The organism is Phycisphaerae bacterium, from assembly GCA_018003015.1.
GTDB lineage: Bacteria > Planctomycetota > Phycisphaerae > UBA1845 > PWPN01 > JAGNEZ01.
The window spans coordinates 17,759-35,995 of record JAGNEZ010000001.1; the positions used below are offsets into that span (position 1 = coordinate 17,759).

Annotated in this window: 14 protein-coding genes; 5 read left to right on the top strand and 9 right to left on the bottom strand. The window is 64.6% G+C overall.

Annotated elements, in window-relative coordinates; translation table 11 throughout:
* Window positions 1-12 precede the first annotated feature (12 nt).
* Both KA354_00085 and KA354_00090 read right to left on the bottom strand, forming a co-directional pair.
* Complete coding sequence (locus KA354_00085) at window positions 13-2,166, bottom strand: threonine--tRNA ligase (GenBank protein MBP7933015.1); 2,154 nt, start codon at window positions 2,164-2,166, stop codon at window positions 13-15.
* 507 nt (window positions 2,167-2,673) lie between these two features.
* Complete coding sequence (locus KA354_00090) at window positions 2,674-3,510, bottom strand: PEP-CTERM sorting domain-containing protein (protein MBP7933016.1); 837 nt, start codon at window positions 3,508-3,510, stop codon at window positions 2,674-2,676.
* Between the two features lie 532 nt (window positions 3,511-4,042).
* Between KA354_00090 and KA354_00095 the strand changes: the two genes are divergently transcribed.
* Window positions 4,043-4,477 carry a hypothetical protein gene (locus KA354_00095; protein ID MBP7933017.1) on the top strand — a complete coding sequence of 145 codons (435 nt, stop codon included), beginning with the start codon at window positions 4,043-4,045 and terminating at the stop codon, window positions 4,475-4,477.
* Between the two features lie 508 nt (window positions 4,478-4,985).
* Here the strand turns inward: KA354_00095 and KA354_00100 are convergent.
* From KA354_00100 to KA354_00110, 3 genes are read right to left on the bottom strand one after another with little or no spacing between them, the layout of a single operon-like run.
* A complete protein-coding gene (locus KA354_00100; GenBank protein MBP7933018.1) occupies window positions 4,986-6,185 on the bottom strand; it encodes a glycosidase in 1,200 nt (399 codons plus the stop codon).
* An 11-nt stretch (window positions 6,186-6,196) separates the two neighbouring features.
* Window positions 6,197-7,405 carry an AGE family epimerase/isomerase gene (locus tag KA354_00105; GenBank protein ID MBP7933019.1) on the bottom strand — a complete coding sequence of 403 codons (1,209 nt, stop codon included), beginning with the start codon at window positions 7,403-7,405 and terminating at the stop codon, window positions 6,197-6,199.
* Window positions 7,389-9,242 (bottom strand): cellulase family glycosylhydrolase, encoded by a 1,854-nt coding sequence (locus tag KA354_00110; protein ID MBP7933020.1) that lies wholly within the window; start codon window positions 9,240-9,242, stop codon window positions 7,389-7,391. Before KA354_00110 ends, KA354_00105 begins: the two co-directional genes overlap by 17 nt.
* Before the next feature lie 513 nt (window positions 9,243-9,755).
* On the opposite strand from KA354_00110, the gene ilvC reads away from it, so the two are divergent.
* On the top strand, window positions 9,756-10,760 hold the full coding sequence (gene ilvC / locus KA354_00115; GenBank protein ID MBP7933021.1) for a ketol-acid reductoisomerase: 1,005 nt from the start codon (window positions 9,756-9,758) through the stop codon (window positions 10,758-10,760).
* Window positions 10,761-10,855: 95 nt separating this feature from the next.
* Here the strand turns inward: ilvC and KA354_00120 are convergent, their stop codons facing one another.
* Entirely contained in the window at window positions 10,856-11,650 is a 795-nt protein-coding gene (locus tag KA354_00120; GenBank protein ID MBP7933022.1) for a hypothetical protein, read from the bottom strand.
* 189 nt (window positions 11,651-11,839) lie between these two features.
* On the opposite strand from KA354_00120, the gene KA354_00125 reads away from it, so the two are divergent.
* The 3 genes from KA354_00125 to nadD are packed head-to-tail and all read left to right on the top strand — an operon-like array spanning window position 11,840 to window position 14,175.
* The gene (locus KA354_00125) at window positions 11,840-12,568 is read left to right on the top strand and encodes a phosphoribosylanthranilate isomerase (protein ID MBP7933023.1); all 729 of its coding nucleotides are present in this window, start codon (window positions 11,840-11,842) and stop codon (window positions 12,566-12,568) included.
* Window positions 12,569-12,580: 12 nt separating this feature from the next.
* Complete coding sequence (locus KA354_00130; GenBank protein MBP7933024.1) at window positions 12,581-13,525, top strand: hypothetical protein; 945 nt, start codon at window positions 12,581-12,583, stop codon at window positions 13,523-13,525.
* Between the two features lie 35 nt (window positions 13,526-13,560).
* Window positions 13,561-14,175, top strand: coding sequence for a nicotinate-nucleotide adenylyltransferase (gene nadD, locus KA354_00135; GenBank protein ID MBP7933025.1), 615 nt, complete (start codon window positions 13,561-13,563; stop codon window positions 14,173-14,175).
* Between the two features lie 114 nt (window positions 14,176-14,289).
* Here nadD and KA354_00140 read toward each other — a convergent pair whose 3' ends face one another.
* The 3 genes from KA354_00140 to KA354_00150 form a co-directional block, all read right to left on the bottom strand.
* A complete protein-coding gene (locus KA354_00140) occupies window positions 14,290-15,702 on the bottom strand; it encodes an arylsulfatase (protein MBP7933026.1) in 1,413 nt (470 codons plus the stop codon).
* Window positions 15,703-15,869: 167 nt separating this feature from the next.
* Window positions 15,870-16,832, bottom strand: a complete 963-nt coding sequence (locus KA354_00145) for a 1-phosphofructokinase family hexose kinase (protein ID MBP7933027.1) — start codon at window positions 16,830-16,832, stop codon at window positions 15,870-15,872.
* A 6-nt stretch (window positions 16,833-16,838) separates the two neighbouring features.
* Entirely contained in the window at window positions 16,839-17,984 is a 1,146-nt protein-coding gene (locus KA354_00150) for a xylose isomerase (protein ID MBP7933028.1), read from the bottom strand.
* Window positions 17,985-18,237: the final 253 nt, after the last annotated feature.

Here is an 18,237-nt window from a genome sequence, read left to right on the forward strand (position 1 = left end):
ACTGCCTGTGACCTACAACGAGACGGCGCGCGTCTCGACTTCTTCCCGGCAGCGGGCGATGAACGCATCGAGAGGCTCGGTGCCGATGGTCTTGCCCGTGCGATCGTTCACGTTCACGGTTCCCTCAGACGCTTCTTTCTCGCCGACCACAAGAATATAAGGGATCTTGTTCTTGCGGGCCTCGTGCTTCTTGGGTCCGATCTTCTCCGCGGAGACGTCCAGGATGGTCCGCAGACCGGCGGCCTCCAACCGGCCGCGCACCTGCCCGGCGTAGTCGGCGCTCTTCTCGCTGATCGAGGCCACATACACCTGTACCGGGGCCAGCCAGATCGGGAAGGCACCGGCGAAATGCTCGATCAGGATGGCCACGAACCGCTCGAAGGCCCCGAAGGGGGCTCGATGGATCATCACCGGCCGATGCGGTGTATTGTCCGATCCGACGTAGGACAGGTCAAACCGCTCGGGGAGATTGTAGTCCACCTGGACGGTCCCCAACTGCCATTCCCGCTCCAGGCAATCCTTCACCACGAAGTCGATCTTGGGGCCGTAGAAAGCCGCTTCGCCGATCTCTTCGGTGTACTTCATCCCGCTGGCCTGGACCGCCTGGCGGATGGCCGCTTCCGACAAGGCCCAGTTCTCGTCGCTGCCGACGTACTTATCGCTGGCCGGCTCGCGCAGACTGACCCGCACCCGGTAGTTTCCTAACTTCAGTAAATCCAATACTTTACGCGTCAGATTGACGCAGCCGGTGATCTCCTCGAGCAGTTGATCCGGGCGACAGAAGAGGTGGGCGTCGTCCTGGGTGAACCCTCGCACCCGGGTCATGCCGGACAGTTCGCCGCTGGCCTCGTAGCGGTAGACGGTGCCGAACTCTGCCAGCCGGACGGGGAGATCGCGGTAGCTGCGCGGCTCGGAGGCGTAGATGCGGATGTGGTGGGGGCAGTTCATGGGCCGCAGCAGATAGCCGTCGTTCTCGCTGAGCAGATCTCGAACCAGCTGCTGGTTGTACTGTTTCATGCCCGGGCCGTTCTGGAGTTTCTTCTCGGTGAGCCGCCGGGCGGTCTCGGGCGACAGGGTTTCGATCTCGCCGAGGAGGCGCTGCTCGTCGGGGCTGAGGCCCTCGGCGTCGCCCCGGGCGACGGTTGCCTCCCACAGCTCGCTCAACTTGCGGGCCAGTTCGCTCTCGTAGAGTGGCGGGAACTGGCTGTCCTTGTAGTACGGGAAGTGTCCGCTGGTTCTGTACAGGCTGAGCTTCCCAATCTGGGGTGTGTAGACCATCTGATAGCCGGTGCGGATCAGTTCGGTGCGGATGAAGCACTCCAGCTCATGGCGAACGATGGCCCCCTTCGGCTTCCAGAGGACCAGGCCGCTGCCGACCAGCGGGTCGATGGTGAACAGACCCAGTTCCTGGCCAATACGGCGGTGGTCGCGTTTCCTGGCCTCCTCCAGCTGGGCGAGATACCTGGCCTGGTCCTTGGGCGTTGGCCAAGCGGTGCCGTAGACCCGTTGGAGCTGTTTCTCGCTCTGATCGCCGCGGTAATAGGCCCCGCTGACCTGCATAATCTTGAAGGCCCCGATCCGACCCGTACTGGGCAGATGAGGACCGCGGCACAGATCCTCGAAACACCGACCCTGCTCGGTGCCGGTCATGTAGAAACTCAGCTCGCCCTCGGCTCGCTCGGCATTGTCGATCTTGTAGCGATTGCCCTCGGCCCGAAGACGGTTCAAACCTTCTTCGCGGTTCATCGCGTAGCGGGTGAACGGGCGGTCGGCTTTCACGATCTCGGCCATCCTGGCCTCGATCGCCTCGAAATCGTCGGGGCTGATCGGCCGGTCGAGATCGATGTCGTAGTAAAAGCCGTTCTCGATGGCTGGGCCATAGACCAACTTGGTCTGGGGGAACAGGGCGCAGATCGCCTCGGCCATCACGTGGGCGGCGCTATGGCGAATGACCTCGAGGCTGTCGGCGTTTTCGGCGCTGGGCGTGAGAATCTCGAGCCGGCAGTCGCGGTCGATGGCTCGGTTCAGATCGACCACCTGGTCGTCGATCTTGCCGGCGATGGCGGCCTTGGCCAGACGAGGACCGATGCGAGCGGCCACATCGGCGACAGTGCTGCCGGATGGCACGTCGAGCGTGTTGTCGTCGGGAAGAGTTACGAGAGGCATGGGACGAGTCTGTGATGCATGGTCTTCACCTACCTGATGCCACAACTATAGCGTTTGACCCGTATGCGTCAAGGCGAAGAGGGGGCATTACCCCTGGGCCTTGGCGTGCCGTCGACCTCCGGGCTGGTGGCCCTGGGCGATAGCCAGGACGGCATGCATCGCCCACCCGGAGGCGACCTTGGCGTCGGCCGAAGCGGGATCCTCCGCTGGGGCGGGTGGACCCCGCGGGCCTGTGCCGCAGTGCCGCACCGAGTCGGCGATAACTCGCGGCGTTGACGGAGGTTATCGACTGGCCGGCAGGGCAACCCCCACTCCAGCGTGGTTGGGCGTCCTGGCGTTGGCCCATCGAGCCGAAGCCCGGCTGAGCGGGCTGGGGCCGCCCCTGGGGAGCGGCGTGGGGCCCGCGGGCGTCGCGGACCCTTGCCTTGGGGCCCCTCAAAACGCGGAACCCCCGGCGGGACAGGCCGGGGGTCCACCTGGAGCTTGGGGCTGCGACGGACGACCGCGTCAGGCGGCGCGTCGGCGGGCCAGCAGGCCCATGGCAGCCAGCAAAAAGAGCCCAATACTGGCAGGCTCGGGGACGGCCACGATCTGCATGCCGTTGATCGTCGCCCGGAGGGCGCTACCGCTGATCTCCTCGGTCTTCAGGATGAAGCTATCGGCGGTCAGGCCGGTAAACACGATCATGTTGGCTTCGGCCGCGGTGTCCGCGGAATTGGCCGACAGCGGAGCCTGGATATAGGTACCCGAGAAGTTGATCACATCCTTGACGAACACCTGGGGAGTCAGGATGCCACCCAGCGCCGTCGGCGGATCGTTGCTGTCGCCAGGCTCTTGCAGCCAGTACTCGGAGACTCGGCCGGAGGTTTCGTCGCCATCGGTGTAAACGACGACGTTGTAGCTCGGTGCGCCCTGAGCCGCGAGCCATGCGCTGACGCCTCGGGCACAGACTTCCGGCTTATTCGCATTGTCCCAGAAATTGTAGGGAACGGCGGTGTCGAGGTTGGCCACGCCGGTGGCATCGACATAGCCGTTCATCAGCTTGTAGTCGGGGGTACCGAAGCCGATGCCCAAACGCCAAGTGTTATTGGAGTCCCAGGTCACGGTGATACCGCTGGCGGCGCCATCGCTGCCATTCACCGCGACACCCTGGCCCCATCGACCCAGGTTGTTCCAGTTGACCTGAGCATAGCCCGGAGCGCCGGCGGATTCCGCCGCACCCAGGTTCTCGTCACCTGAATCCGTGAAGTTGATACCGACGCTGGAACCCCACGCCGCAGGCAAGCCCGCGCACAACAGGACGGTTGCCACGGCGGCAACTTGCTTCCATCCTACTCCTCTCATCGATGGTCTCCTTTCTGAGCCAAGTAAGAAATGACAAACACCGGACGGTGGTACCACCACCCCTCCGGGCGGCACCGGCTTACAACGCGATCGCCGCTACACCCATTTCTTCAATCATCACCCACCGCATGAACGGCGGGAACACATGCTCGCAAGGACCTCACGCCCCCCCGATACCCGAAGTGCCTCGCAGGAATCGAAGGGCACGCGTATTCCAACCTATACTGTACCTGGAACCTCCTTTCGCCGCAAGAGAATCTTGGAAGGAACCGGCCGCATGGGCCACCCCGCCGACATGGTGGAGAACGACGAATGGGGCAGGGGCTGGTCGCCGCCCGGGGGCCAAGCGGGGCAGGCCGCGTGCTTGCCAGCCCGGTCTCTCTTGAGATGGCATCCGATGGCTCCGTAACCAGACGGCCGGGCGCCGGCCCTGCGATCGGCGAATCTGAAGCACCCGCTGGAGGCTGTACAGCCTGTAAGGAAACAACGCGGGGACGACAATACCAATCAGGGGTCTGCCGGAGTCTGGCACGTGGCCGATCTGTCCAATTTCGGGATGAACATCTATCTGGGGATTGGTCTAGCGATTGTCCTGGGCTTCCTCGCTTGCGTGGTGCTGGGGTTGTGGGTCGGTCTGCGAGCCTGGTTCTGGCTGGCCGCCCAGAAGCGAGCCCAGGCCAGGTTCCATCGCACCAGCCGCCGAGCGGACGGGAAGGTCTACCCGCCTTGGATTGGCGGCATCTGCGACGAATGCAAGCGAGTGCGTAGGAAAATCTACTACCCGCCGAATGGACCTCGTCTTTGTCCGGAGTGCTACGAGCGGTTTTGGCGACAGGAGGAAGCGGCCCGGTCTGCTCCCAGCGGGACGGAGGAGGCTTGCGATTCGTCCATTCCGGTCCGGTTCCAGCGCTCTGGGCGTTCCGCGCCGATGTGCGGATCGGCCGGGCATCACGATGCTGGCCTCTGAACGCGGTCACATTCCCACCGGGCGGCTGGGGATCTGAGCCGGTCGAGGATGGGGGCGTATTATGGCCGGCGCCAAACGAACCCATTGGGGCTTCTGGCCGGATGTGAGAAGACGCTTGTCCAAAAGGACTTGCGGGCATACGTACCTCTGGCAGCTCGACGCGTTCTCCCTTTTGGGTTCTCAGGGCGTCCAGATCCTCGGGCATCGGACTCGGTCTGTTCGGATGGTTGGCCGGCGGGCAGACCGCCCACCGTGAGAACACAGCGTGTGTTCCGTGGCCGCGGCCTTGACGAAGCGTCCCGAGGTTCGACGCCGGACCGGTCTGACTATGTGGGCGTGGGGTTGGCGGCGATCGAGCCTGACGCGGTGAAGGGTCACGTCCACCTACCTTCCTCGACCTTCCGGTGCCCAATGGTGGGAAGGATGGCTTGCTCAGCTGATGAGGCGGAAGAGGCCCGAAGAGTGAGTCGGCGAGTTGGCGTGGGGTGCAGCTTGAGGACGAAGCGGGTCACACCCCACGGCTGACCGAGTTCATCATCGCGAGGTTGCGGCGAATCAACTCGATCCGCTGCTGGACGCAGGCGTAGGAGCGAAGTGGATCGGGTGGCGTGTTCTTGCAGTAGTCGACGAGCCGCTCGAGGGTGGTGGTGGCCACGTGGCAGCGGGTATCGCTGGACGCGTAGTAGATGAACAGGCGGCCGTCGGGTTTGGCGACCCAGCCGTTGGAGAAGGTCACGTTGGAGACATCGCCGACGCGTTCCATGCCGGAGGGGGCGAGCAGGTAGCCGGCAGGCTCATGGATGAGGTGGCTGGGGTCGTCGAGAGCGGTCATGAACGCGTAGAGGACGTAGCGCAGGCCGGCGGCGGTGTGGCGTACACCGTGCGCCAGCTGCAACCAGCCGGCGGGTGTTTTCAGGGGTGCGGGGCCCAGGCCGTTCTTTACCTCGTTGATGGTATGGTACTTGCGATCCTGGACGATCTTCTCGGGCCCGAGGCGGGCGTTCTCGACGCTGTCGGCCAAGGCCCAGCCGATGCCGCCGCCCGAGCCGGCATCGATGAAGCCGTCCTGGGGGCGCGTGTAGAAGGCGTACTTGCCGTCGACGAATTCGGGGTGAAGAACGACGTTGCGTTGCTGGGGGGAGCGGGTCTTGAGGTCGGGCAGTCGTTGCCAGCTCTTGAGGTCCCTGGTTCGGGCGATGCCGCACTGGGCAATGGCGGATGACAGGTCGCCGCGTGGCGCGTTGGGGTCCTTGCGTTCGGTACAGAACAGGCCGTAGACCCATCCGTCCTGGTGCTGGACGAGTCTCATGTCGTAGACGTTGATATCCGGCTCGTCCGTCTCGGGAAGGACGACGGGGTAGTCCCAGAAGCGGAATTGATCGATCCCGCTGGGGCTTTCGGCGACGGCGAAGAAGCTCTTGCGATCGACGCCTTCGACGCGGGCCATGAGGCAGATTCTGCCGTTCAAATCGATGGCGCCGGGATTGAACACGGCGTTGATGCCCTGTCGCTCCATGAGGTGGGGGTTGGTTGTCGGGTCGAGATCGTATCGCCAGAAGATCGGGGCATGCTTGGCGGTGAGGACCGGATACCTGTACCGCTCGAAGACGCCGTTGCTTTCAGGCAACCTCTCGTTGGGCCGGTCGATGAGTTCCTGGTGAGTGGCCAGGAGTTTTTGCAGGCGTTGGCTGAATGACGTGGATGCCATGTCTTGTTCCTCTACGCGGGATGCGTTTCGAGTCGTTCGAGCATTTCGAGACAGCATCGCCCGTTGTGGTATGGGCACTTCCAGATTGAGACTTTGGGCATGGATAGGTCGGGCACACCGGTGCGGCTCACGCGCCAGAACCACTCGCCGTAGCGATGATCGACGATCTTATCCTGGATGAATTGCCAGCACCGGGCCGCGGCCTCGCGGAAGGGCGGCTCGCCGGTCAACTGCCAGGCGTTGTAGAAGCCAACGACCGCCTCGGACTGCGGCCACCACTCCTTGTTGGCGTCGATGATCTGGCCGTCGCGGCCCTCGTAGAGCAGTCCGCCGTCGTGGTCGAGCCCTTCGCTGAGCACTGCCCGGGCGAGGCGTACCGCGGTTGCTCGGACGTCAGCCAGCAGCCGCTCGTCGCCGAGTACCTTTGCCGCCTCACACAGCAGCCAGCTGCCCTCGATGTCGTGACCGAAGGTGTAGGTGTCGGAGAGCGGGCGCCAGTAGATGTCGAAGAAGTGCTGAAAGTGGGTTTGATCGGCATTGAGGATGCGGTTGGCGAACAGGTCGATCAACTCGCGCAGGCGGAGGGCGAGGGTCGCATCCGGCCAGACGCGGTACAGGTTGGTGTAGCCTTCGAGGAGATGAAGGTGGTTGTTCATTGACTTGGCGGCGTTCATGTCCTTGTGGCTGAGCCGCATGTCCGGGCACGGTGTCCAGTCCCGGTTGACGACTTCGAGGTAGCCGCCGTTCCGAGGGTCGTGGCTGCCCGCCTCGATGCGTGTGAAGCCGTCGATGGCCCGGTGCAGGGCCTGTGGCTCGCCGAAGGCGAGGTGGTACTCGCTGAGCGCATAGAGGCAAAACGCCTGGCCGTAGATCTTCTTCTTATCGTCGCGGACCCGATGGTCCGGCTCGAGTTCCCAGAAATAGCCGCCATATTCGGGGTCGAAGAGATGCTGTTCGAGGTAATCGCAGGCTCGGCGGGCGAGCCTGCGGTCTTCTGGCTGCCCCAGGCGACGCGAGGCGGCTGCGAAGGCCCAGAGGATTCTGGCGTTGAGGATCAGGCCCTTGGCAGCGGCTTCGCTGACCTGCAGGTCGTTGGACATCTCGGCGATGAAGCCCCCGTGCCGCTCATCCACGGTACGGAGCCGCCAGAACGGGAGGATGTTGCCCAGCAGTTCCCGCCGGATGTCGGCGGCGAGGGCCTCTTCAGTCAGCGCGGCCATGCTCGATCTCGACTCTGCCGATCTGGGCCTCGGTCCGGAAAGTCACTTTCACATATCGGCTGTCGGCGCCGCCGCCCTTGGCCGAATAGAGCGCGGATTGCATGAAACCGTAGAGCGAGCCACCGTAGGTGGTGGTGCGGGTCACGGCCAGTTCGGCGGGCTCGAAGTTGGTTCCGTCCTTCGAGAACGCGACGGTCACATCCTGCTGATCGGCGAGGGTGTACACGAACAGTCGCACCATTCGGATGCCGTCGGCGGCACGGTAGACGACCCCGCTGTCGCGCTCGCCGGCCAAACGGTGGCAATCCTCCTTGAACTTGCGAGCCTCGTTCTCGCGGAACTGGACCTTGCCCTGCTTGAGGTAGATACGGGAATCGTTGCGGAATTCATCGACGAGGGTTTGGTGGTCGATTTTGACCGGGCCGACGGTGTTCGAGGGCTCGGATGTCCCGGAATGGTTACGGGCCAAGATGCGGTAGTGGTAGGACTCACCCGGCCTGGCCGAGTAGTCCACATCGAGGGGGCGGTACTGGACGTCGGCCTCGGACACGTCGGTGGCGATGGTCTTCCAGGGTCCCAGGAGGGCAGGGGCCCGTTCGACGTCGTAGGAGGCGGCCCCGACGGAGCCCTGCCAGCTGATCATTCCGCCGTTGTCGACGGTCAGCAGTCTGGGGGCGGCGGGGGCGGGCAGAGGGGGCGGGGTGAGGCCCCGGATCTCGAAGGCCTTGGTCCGCAGCAGGCTCATCAGCCCGCGTTCGTCGTAGCGTTCGCCGCTCGCGAAGCCCGGCCAGTGATAGGCTTTGAAGAAGTCGCCGCCCAGCGGTTCGTGATGCCAGTAGAACCCTCCATCGCGGCTCCGGCAGCGGAGGCTCCAGAGCAAAGCGCCGGCGATCTTGCGTTCGATGACCGTATCGATGATGGAGCGCAGGGCCTCGGTGCTGAGAAAGCCGAACTCGCCGACGTGGTAGGGCTTGTGTCCGCGAGCCAGATCGCTGTTGGCGGTAATGCGTTTGACGACCTGGCGCGGATCGGGCTCGTAGTGGTGAGTCTGCACGAAGTCGACGTTGGGATCCTTCAGAGAGCTCTGGGGGAGGGTGCCGTAGCCCGCCCCGTCGATGACCAGGTGGTTCGGGTCGACGCTCTTGATGTGGGCGGCCGCGATCCGGGTCCAGTTTTCCGGGGCCTTGAGCTCGTTACCCGTTTCCCAGGCCAGGATAGCCTTGTCGTCGCGATAGCGGAGTCCGGTGATGGTGTTTCTGCGGTTGACCACGGCGGTGACGATGCTCTTGTAGTCCTCGATGAGCTGAGGATCGGTGAAGAACTCATCACCTTTCTTTCCGCGGAAGCCGGCCAGTTCGCCGGTGCCGCCCCACCAGACCCACTGATCGATGAACGGGATGATGACGCGGACACGATGACGGTTGGCGGCGGCCAGCACCTGGTCCAGTATGACGAAGGCTTGCTCGTTGAATTGGCCGGGGCCGAGGATGTATCGTGGGATATCCGCGGGGTCGTCGGGTTTCTTCACTGAAAGGGCGTACATGCGCACGACCTGCCCGCCCAGCTGGGCGATCGAGCCCAAAGCGTCCTCGATTTCGAACGCATCGGGCAGGCGGAAGGGCATGACCTGGTCGAAGCGCATGTCATCCTCGACGTAGTGGAGGTTCGGGATATTGAAGGAGACGAACCGGAACTCGCGGTCGCCGTCCAGGAGCCGATCGCCATCCCGGCGAACGAAATGGGCAAACGGCTCGCTGCCTCTGGGTGGAGCCATTGAGCACCCTCCGCCCCACAAGAACACGGCCAGACCCATCCAGCCCAGCAATGCTCGTTTCATCTGACCGTCTCCCGCTTGTGACCCGTTGTCTCGCCCTGATACCCGACGTTTGTCCGGTGGCGTCGGGTCCGCCAGGAGCGTGGACCGGTTGGACCGAGGAGGGGAAGGCCAACGCCGACCCCAGTGACCGACATGCCCGCCCTGGCCGGGTGGGGCTGTTATAAAGCTGGTTTTGGAGAGGGTCAATCGACGGACCGGCGGGTGGTTCCAGGGGCCTTCCGCGGCATATCCTGGTTCGCGGCGGCCTTTTCGCGGGTCGGCCCCGAGGGTGTTGGCTGCCCGGTTAATGGGCTTGCGTGCGTATCGCAGTCACGGAATGCGGGTCTGGGCGTGTTGCCTCGCGGGCGTGGTTCGGAGTTGTGGCGCTCTTGGATTGCCGGGAGGATGGCTGGGGAGGGTGGCTTGCCTCGCCGCGGCCATCTGCTACACTACGCCATTCCCATGACCGGGCCGGCCGGCGTCCTCGGGGCCCGCTAGGATGCTTACTCCATAGAAGGAAAGGAGTTACGTGCGATGCCAGTAACGATTTACTACGATCGAGATGCGGACCTTGGCGTGCTCAAGGGCAAGAAGATCGCCATCCTGGGGTATGGCAGCCAGGGTCACGCTCATGCCCAGAACCTCCGCGATTCGGGGATGAACGTCACCGTGGCTGAACTGCCGGGCACGGACAACTACAGACTCGCGGTCGAGCACAAGTTTGCGCCGATCAGCGCGGCGGAGGCCACCAAGTCCTGCGATCTGCTGATCATGACACTCCCGGACGAACTGCAGGCTCGGATTTTCAGGAGCGAGATCGCCGAGAACCTCAAACCAGGTAAGGCGATCGGCTTCACCCATGGGTTCAACATTCACTATGGTCAGATTGTTCCGCCGGAGGGGGTGGATGTCATCATGATTGCCCCGAAAGGCCCGGGGCACCTGCTCCGCAGCGAGTTTGTGAAGGGTGGCGGCGTGCCCTGCCTGGTGGCGGTCGAGAAGAACGCGACCGGCAAGGCCCTGCAGACTGCGCTAGCCTGGGGTTCGGGCATTGGCGGCGGCCGTGCGGGCATTCTGGAGACGACGTTCAAGGATGAGACCGAGAGTGACCTGTTCGGGGAGCAGGTGGTGTTGTGCGGCGGGGTGACGGCCCTGGTCAAGACTGCGTTCGAGACGTTGCTGGAGGCCGGCTACCCGGAGGAGATCTGCTACTTCGAGGTCATGCACGAGTTGAAGCTGATCGTCGACCTTTTCTACCAGGGTGGCATCAACTACATGCGTTACAGCGTGAGCAATACTGCCGAGTACGGTGATCTGACCCGCGGCCCGCGGATCATCACCGAGGAGACACGGCAGGAGATGCGCGAGATTCTGAAGGAGATCCAGACCGGCGAGTTCGCCCGCGAGTGGCTGCTGGAGAATCAGGTTGGCCGGCCGACGTTCAACGCCCTGTACAAGAAGGACTACAACCACCCGGTCGAGGTGGTGGGCCGCCGTCTCCGCAAGATGATGAAGTGGATCGACGTCAAGGAAGTCTGATTTTCGATCGCGATCTGGAAGAGTGGTTGACGAGGTCAGGGGCCGCGGGCTGTTTCGCCGGTGGCCTCTGTTTTTTTGGTGTGCAGGGCAGGGACTCAGTCCCACAACACGAACACGGGTGGCGGGCCTGCCGCCGGCCGATCGGACGCTTGCCTGAGGGGCAGGGCCTGCCCGCCGGGGAGGATATGCTGAGCGAGGACATGGGTGACGAACGACTCGCTGGTCGCGTCGGTGTGGGCTCCAGTCCACCCGTAGCTCTCGTACCTGGGTGACCAGGCGATGTTGAAGATTTTGCCGGCCGTCCCGCCGGGTGGGTGGAGGCCGACCAGACCGGCCGAGGGGGAGTCCATCCGGCCGTCGATCGTACCCAAGGCCCGGACCGGCCCGTCCAGGACTCCGTCCTGCGAGGAGTAGTAGACGTAGACCCCGCCGGCGATGTGCTTGAGTGCTTCGCGCATGTCGTAACCGGACGAGAGGCTGGAGCCCAGCAGGATGATATTATGAACCTGGGCTGGCGGTTGGAGGGCTTCACAGGCCCAGACGCATACGCCCGTTCCCGCGGACAGGGCGATGATGTTGACTTCCGCCTGGGGGTACTTCTGGAGGTAGGTGTTGATTTGCCTGCCCAGTTCCACGCCCTTGGCCCGGGCGGCTCCCCGGCCGATGGTCTGATCCAGGGCCGGGTTCAGGAACGGCGACCAGGTGTAGTTGATGATGTTGCCCTTGTAGTTAGCCCGGCGCAGGCCGCTGCGCACCTCGGCCACGCCGAAGCCCCAGTTACCGGCGCCGTCGATGTAGTAGGTCCGACCATGCTGGTCTTCTCGGCTGAATTGGGAATGGCTTTCCGCGCACCCCAGCGAGGGGAGGGCGGCGGCCAATGATAGCGTCACGAGGCCGCCCGGCGCCGATAAACGCTTGGATATCCTCATGTTTTTCCCGTTCAAGGCCACGTGTCTCCTTCTAGTCTAGGACATCGGTCGGAGGCGTCAAGCACTTTGGTGGTGCGGGCCATCGTGGCATGATCGTGATCCGCCGGGCATGGGGCGGTTTGACGCTTGGCGGATGGCCTCATAAGATCGATGGCGGGTGGAGGGTGGGTCGCCTGCCACCAGGATGGTGACGATTTGCGGGTCAAGATCTGCGGGATAACGAACAGCGCCGACGCGCTGGTTGCGGCCGTTGCCGGGGCCGACGCTATCGGTCTGAACTTTGTAGGCGGCCCGCGGCAGATTTCCGTGGGGGTAGCCGCCGCGATTCTGGAATCGCTGCCGCCCCTGGTCACTCCCGTGGCCCTGGTTCGCCTGCAGGACGGCCGGCTGTCCGACGGGGTGGCGGAGCTGCTTGGCCGCTACCGAGTCTCGCACCTGCAGGTCTACGGCCCGGTGGCGGCCGGAGCGATAGACGCCCTGGCCTGCGACGGTTTCTGTGTCATGCCGGTGATTGCGGTCCGTGGGGTGGACTTCGCCCGGGAAGCGGTTCTCTGGCGGGACTGCCGGGCCGGCCGGCCCCGGGCCGTGGTGCTCGACAGCTATGACCCCTTGAAGGAAGGTGGAACCGGTACAGTATTCCATTGGGAGATCATTCCAGCCGCGGTGGCGTCCGGAGCGATCCGGGGCTGGCCGCCGATCATTCTGGCGGGGGGGCTGAGGCCCGGGAATGTTGCCGAGGCGGTGCAGGTGGCCCGCCCCTTCGGGGTGGATGTCTCGTCCGGTGTAGAAGTGGAGGGTTCTCCAGGGCGGAAGGACGCCGCCAAGGTCCGGGAGTTTGTCCTCAATGCCCGAGCTGCGGCGGGCCGTTTGTCCTCGTAAGGGTGGTTGAGGTTGGTGCGCGTTCCCGCGTCGTTGATCCTGTGGTTTCCGATGGTGCCGGCCTTGCTGACCTGCGGGTGCTTGGGCCCTGAGCGAGGGCCGCGCCCCGCGCCGGCCTCGCAGCCGGCGAAGCCGCCGGGCGCTGAACTGGCCGAGTACCTATCGGCGATCCGCTCGGGCGAGTGGGTCTACGAGCGCCGGGAGCTGCCGGCCCACGCTGATCAGCGGCCCTCCGACTATGTCCGACACATCGGCTCTGGGCAGCTCTTCGAGATTGCCCGGGAGTTCTCCGACCTGGTGTGCAGGTACCGAGGGCCGACGACCACGACCCAGGCGGCGGTAGCCGGGCTGCCCACCACGAGGCCGAGCGACCCGGAGATGAAGGACCCGTTGCTCCGGCACCTCAAGGACTGGACCGCCATTCGCATCGAGCTCGGCGAGCCGATGGACCCCATTCCGCCGGAGTTGATTGCCACCGGCCGCTGCACGGAGTCCACCTCGGTGGGCTATGGGAGACGCACGGGTCCGCTGCTGGGGGCGGGCACGCTGACGCGGCACGTGGAGGTAGAGGATCGGGAGCCGGTGGAGTGTCCCGCCGGCCGGTTCGAGGAATGCCTTCGCGTTCGCGTGGATCTGGAGATTCGTTTCCCGCTCACCCCGGTGATCGACTGGACGACCTATGTGTGGCTGGCTCCGAGGATCGGTGAGGTTCGGCGTGTTCAGAGCTTCTCCGGCTGGTTCCTGATCTTCTGGTTCGGCAGCACCCACGAGTACCTGCTCAAGAGCTACCGGCTGCCGTCGGACGTACTTCCGCCGACGGCCGCGACTCGCTGGTCCAAGGTCCTGGTCTTTCTGGATCGTACCTTTCCGCATCCGCGGGTGGCGTACATGGCCGTCGATCTGGCGACGTCGCGACCCGCAGCACCGCCCTCCGCCGCCCCCTGCGCGGGTCCGTGACGAGTCGGGTGTGCGGGCTTATCATGTGCCCGACCATGGCCGGCGGCATCGCTCTTTTTGGTGGCAGTTTCAACCCGATTCACCACGGGCACTTGATCATTGCACGGGCGGTGGCCGAGACGCTGGATCTCGCCCGGCTGGTCCTGATTCCGTCGGCCAACCCGCCACACAAGATCGGCCAGGACTTGGCCGATGCCGCCGATCGCCTGGAAATGGTTCGGCTGGCCGTCGCGGACGAAGCGCTCTTCGAGGTGAGCGACACCGAGATTCGTCGTCGGGGAACCAGCTACACCATTCTCACGCTTGAGGAGTACCGTTCTCGGCTGGCCCCGGGAGAGGATCTCTACTGGATCATCGGCGGCGACACGATTTCGGAGCTACACACCTGGTATCGGGCCCGCGAGCTGGTGGACTTGTGCCGGATTGTGACCGCCGTCCGACCGGGGTTCGAGACACCTGACCTGTCCGTGCTGCAGCCGACGCTTTCGGCCGGGCAGGTTGAGCGCCTTCGACAGGGGATTCTCCAGACGCCGCGGGTGGACATCTCCGCCACCGACGTCCGTCGGCGTGTGGCGGAGGGCTTGTCGATCCGTTTCCTGGTGCCGGAGGCGGTGCGGGAGTACATCGAGCGGAAGGATCTGTACCGCTAGGAGCCTGCCGAGTTCGGGGCCAGGCATGGACAGGGCTCGGCGGCGGGCGCACGGGTCGGATTCATGACCCTCGACGCCCCGCGTTCTGCTCAGCATCCGATCGCGGCCAAGTGCTTACGGCGTCGCACCCCACACTTCGGGTGACTGGAACCCGGGAGGGCGCGGTGCATTGCGGGGGGGGACGGCCTGGGCGGCCAGTCTCCTGTACCGGGCGCGAAGCTCGTCGACCTTCCCGGGATGGCGGGCGGCCAGATCCTGTTTCTCCTGGGGATCCTCCGCGAGATTGAACAGTTCGGCCGGCTCGCGTCCCGGCCTGGCCGGTGTGCCCAGGGGCCGGCTCGTGATCTTCGGGTCTTCATCCCTAGCCGCCGCGCCGCGGAGCACGAGTTTCCATGGCCCGACCAGAATCGCCCCCCCGGCTGGTGAGGCGTTGAGGAGGATCTCCTCGTGGGGCGACGGTTTCCCTTCGGCAATTGTCGGCCATGCGTCCCGCCCGTCGACTGGGAGTCTCTGCGCGGGGGATGCCCCCGCGAGTTTGAGGAGCGTGGCGTACCAGTCGACCATGTGCAGCGGTTCCCGGACGACCGTTCCCGGCCGGATGCGCCCTTCCCAGGCGGCCAGAGCCGCGGCCCGAACGCCCCCCTCGTAAAGCGTCGCTTTGCCCGCTCGGTAGGGGCCATTGCTGGCGACCCGTCCGGGAGCGGGCCCGCCGTTGTCGCTGGAGAATAGGATCAGGGTATTGCGGCGCATATCCTTCTCGTCCAGCGCGGCCACGACGCGGCCAATGGCCTCGTCCATCGCGGCAACCATGCCGGCATAGGTTCGGCGAGGCTCCTCGAGATGGGCATAAGGTTCGAGATACTGGGGCGGAACCTGGTGCGGTGCGTGGACCGCGTTGAAGGGGAGATAGAGAAACAGCGGCTTGGCCACCTTGTGGTGGCGGATCAGACGGACCGCCTCGTCCGCCAGGAGAGACGTACTGTAGCCCTTGTCGTAGCACGTCCGGTCATCACGATGCCAATCGTGACCGCCATCTCGTTGATGGGTGAAGTAGTCGATGGCGCCGTTGTAGTGGCCGTACTGGTGGTCGAATCCCCGGCGGGTGGGCAGGTAGTCGGGCCGGAAATGCCCGAGATGCCACTTCCCGCAAATAGCCGTTTCGTAGCCCGCTTCCTTGAGGGCCTGGGCGAGGGTTCGCTCCTCCAGGGGAAGGCCGTACTGGGCCCAGGGTCGAACCACACCCACCTGAAGCCCGTATCTCATTGGATAGCGCCCGGTCATGAGGGCGGCGCGGGTGGGTGAGCAGAGCGGCTGGACGTAGAACTGTTCAAGCCGGGCGCCGGAGACAGCCAGACGGTCCAGATGGGGCGTCTTGATGGGGCTCCCGTGGAATCCCACGTCGGCATGGCCCAGATCGTCCGCCAGGATGATCACGATGTTGGGTCGAGCGGACTCGGCGGAGGCTGGCGGGCACATGGCCAAGGCGGCCCATACGAACACGGTTTCACCTATCCAGGAGCATTTCATGTTGGGCCCTTTCTTACGGGTAACGGATCCCGGCCATTCGCGACACCGGCGAAGCAAGACCTCAGGTCAGGGGTCGGCCGAGGGATCACGGCACCGGATCATCCCCGGCCCGATTCCCTGCGGTCAGCCGACCCGCGTGCTTCGATGAATGAGGTCTCACCACCGGGTCAGGCCAGAGGTCTCAGCTGAACGCTGGCCCGGAGCGTCTCCACGTCCTCGGCTGCGAAGACCGCGGGCAGGTCGTTCATGGCCGAGGCCGCGGCGACGGCCACCCCCTGGCGGAGGGCGGATTCGCACGTCCCGTTGGCCGCGACCAGGCCGCTCAGGAAAGCCGCCAGCAGGGCATCGCCGCAACCGACGGTACTGCGGAGCCGTTCGGGGGGAATGGTCACGCTGGCGTGCTGAGCGGCGCCCTCGGCGAAGCAGAAGACGCCGCGTTCGCCGGCGGTGATGAGCACCCATGGAATCCGCTTACTCAGTTCGAGTCCCGTCCGGACGATCTGGTCGTCGGTAGCGATCTCGCGTCCGACCAACTCGGCCAGTTCGACGAGGTTGGGCTTGATCATCCACACCTTATGTTCGAGGGCCTTCCGCAGGGGGGCCTGGGACGTATCGACCACCACATGAGCTCCCCGCGTGACACAGGCTTCGATCATGTCACCGAACCGCTCGGGCGGCAATCCCGGAGCCAGAGACCCTGTGAAAACCACAATCACGTCATCGTCGGCGGTCCAGCGCAGATCATCGGTCAGTCGGTCGATTTCCTCGGCCGTCACCGTTGGTCCGATTTCGCGAATGTGTGTTTCGTTGGGCCCTTGCGGATCGATCACGGTGATGTTTTCGCGGGTCGTGCCGGCCATGGCCGAGAACTGAGGGGTGAATCCGGCGGCACGGGCGGCGGCGTTGAACGCCTCGATCGATTCGCGGCCCACCCAGCCAAGAGCGACGCTGGGCATGCCCAGGGCGGCCATGGCCCGGGAGACGTTGATCGCCTTGCCGGCGGGGGTGCGCGAATGGAGGCGGCCGACCAGGTGCTGACCCACGGCGAAGCCCGGAACCCGTATGACCCGATCGATGGTCGGGTTCAGAGTCACGGTCGCCAGTCGCAGGCCGACGGTCGGAGACAGCATCGCGGCTCACCTGGCGCCGAGCAGCAGTTCTTGCGTAAGCTGGTCGAGGCGCTCGTGGTGCAGCCTGCGGCAAGCCAGCTGGTCGGCGTCGAACGTGGTCTTTTTCAACTGATCGTGCGGCGGCAGCCCCTCGCCCGCGCCGCTCCTGAGCTCCTTGAGGATGGCCTGGATCTCGGGATCCTTGTTGAACTTCTGGACCTTCTCCTTCAGGATCAGGTAGGTCCTCATGCAGCCGCTGACGAAATCCCAGACCTCCTCGCGATCGGATGAGCGGAAGGCGTGGGCGTCAAAGGATCGAGCGCCCTGCCAGCCGGTGTCCTCGACGAGCTTGACCACAAAGAAGCTCTCCTTGAGATCCTCGGAGCCGAAGCGTTGATCCTGATCGTAGCGCAGAGGCTTCTGGGCGTTGAAATGGCAACCGAAGAGCTTATGGACCTCGATGGCCTGGGCGATATCGTGGTAGGTGTTGAGACCGGCCATGCGCGAGTGGGCGATTTCGACCACCAGGCCGCAGTTCTCGGGCTTGTTCAAGGTGGCGATCAGCCCGAGCGCGTGTCCCACGGTCGGCATGTAAATGTCGCCGCGCGGCTCGTTCGGTTTGGGCTCGATGGCCAGTCGGTAGCCGGTGTAGTCCTGTTTGTCGATATAGGATTGAAGGTAGTTGAGTCCCTCTCGAAGCCACTTGATGGCTTCGAGAGGGTCTTTCGCCGCGTCCACTTCCGCCCCGTCGCGGCCCCACCACAGGTCGCAGAGCTTGCTACCCAGGGCAACGCCGACGTCGATGGAGTTCAGATACCGCTGCAGGGCGAGCTGCCGGACCTTGGGGTCGTGGCTGGTGAGGGCCCCATCCTTGTAGACCGGATGACCGAACACATTGGCCCCACAGTTGACGCAGGCCATACCCTGATCCGCCATCCGCTTGTTGGCCTCCTTGATGAGCCGGTCGCGTTCGGCGGCGGTGGCGGTGGGCGGGATGAGATCCTCGGCGTGCAGTTCGATGCCCCAGACTCCGCGTTTGCCCAGCTCGGTGATGACGTCCAGCGGATCGATCCGCTCTCGAGTCGCCTCGCCGAACGGGTCGCGGCCGGTGTTCATGATCGTCCACAGGCCGAAAGCAAACTTATCACTCTTCTGCGGCTGGTAGGAAGCCATCGAATGCTCCTCTTATGGGACCCGGTGTAGGCGGCCGGCACGGCCGCCCGCTCAACACTCGGGCATTGTACGTCCTTCAGGGACCACGGCAACAGTCCGAGAAGGGCAGCGGTGTCGGCAGACCCGGGCGGATGGGGTGACAAGCGGGCGATCCACCTCATGGCCCCGGGAAATCGCGACGATGAGGAACGTCGACGGGTGCGTGATAAGCGGAGCGCAACGGCACGGGTTATGGGGCGGATGTTGCCGCCAA

Excerpts from the sequence above, each read along its gene's own strand:
- KA354_00105 (MBP7933019.1), bottom strand. The coding sequence starts at position 7,405 with ATGGCCGCGCTGACTGAAGAGGCCCTCGCCGCCGACATCCGGCGGGAA.
- KA354_00145 (MBP7933027.1), bottom strand. The coding sequence starts at position 16,832 with ATGCTGTCTCCGACCGTCGGCCTGCGACTGGCGACCGTGACTCTGAAC.
- KA354_00150 (MBP7933028.1), bottom strand. The coding sequence starts at position 17,984 with ATGGCTTCCTACCAGCCGCAGAAGAGTGATAAGTTTGCTTTCGGCCTG.
- KA354_00090 (MBP7933016.1), bottom strand. The coding sequence starts at position 3,510 with ATGAGAGGAGTAGGATGGAAGCAAGTTGCCGCCGTGGCAACCGTCCTG.
- KA354_00110 (MBP7933020.1), bottom strand. The coding sequence starts at position 9,242 with ATGAAACGAGCATTGCTGGGCTGGATGGGTCTGGCCGTGTTCTTGTGG.
- nadD (MBP7933025.1), top strand. The coding sequence starts at position 13,561 with ATGGCCGGCGGCATCGCTCTTTTTGGTGGCAGTTTCAACCCGATTCAC.
- ilvC (MBP7933021.1), top strand. The coding sequence starts at position 9,756 with ATGCCAGTAACGATTTACTACGATCGAGATGCGGACCTTGGCGTGCTC.
- KA354_00085 (MBP7933015.1), bottom strand. The coding sequence starts at position 2,166 with ATGCCTCTCGTAACTCTTCCCGACGACAACACGCTCGACGTGCCATCC.
- KA354_00140 (MBP7933026.1), bottom strand. The coding sequence starts at position 15,702 with ATGAAATGCTCCTGGATAGGTGAAACCGTGTTCGTATGGGCCGCCTTG.
- KA354_00100 (MBP7933018.1), bottom strand. The coding sequence starts at position 6,185 with ATGGCATCCACGTCATTCAGCCAACGCCTGCAAAAACTCCTGGCCACT.
- KA354_00125 (MBP7933023.1), top strand. The coding sequence starts at position 11,840 with ATGGCGGGTGGAGGGTGGGTCGCCTGCCACCAGGATGGTGACGATTTG.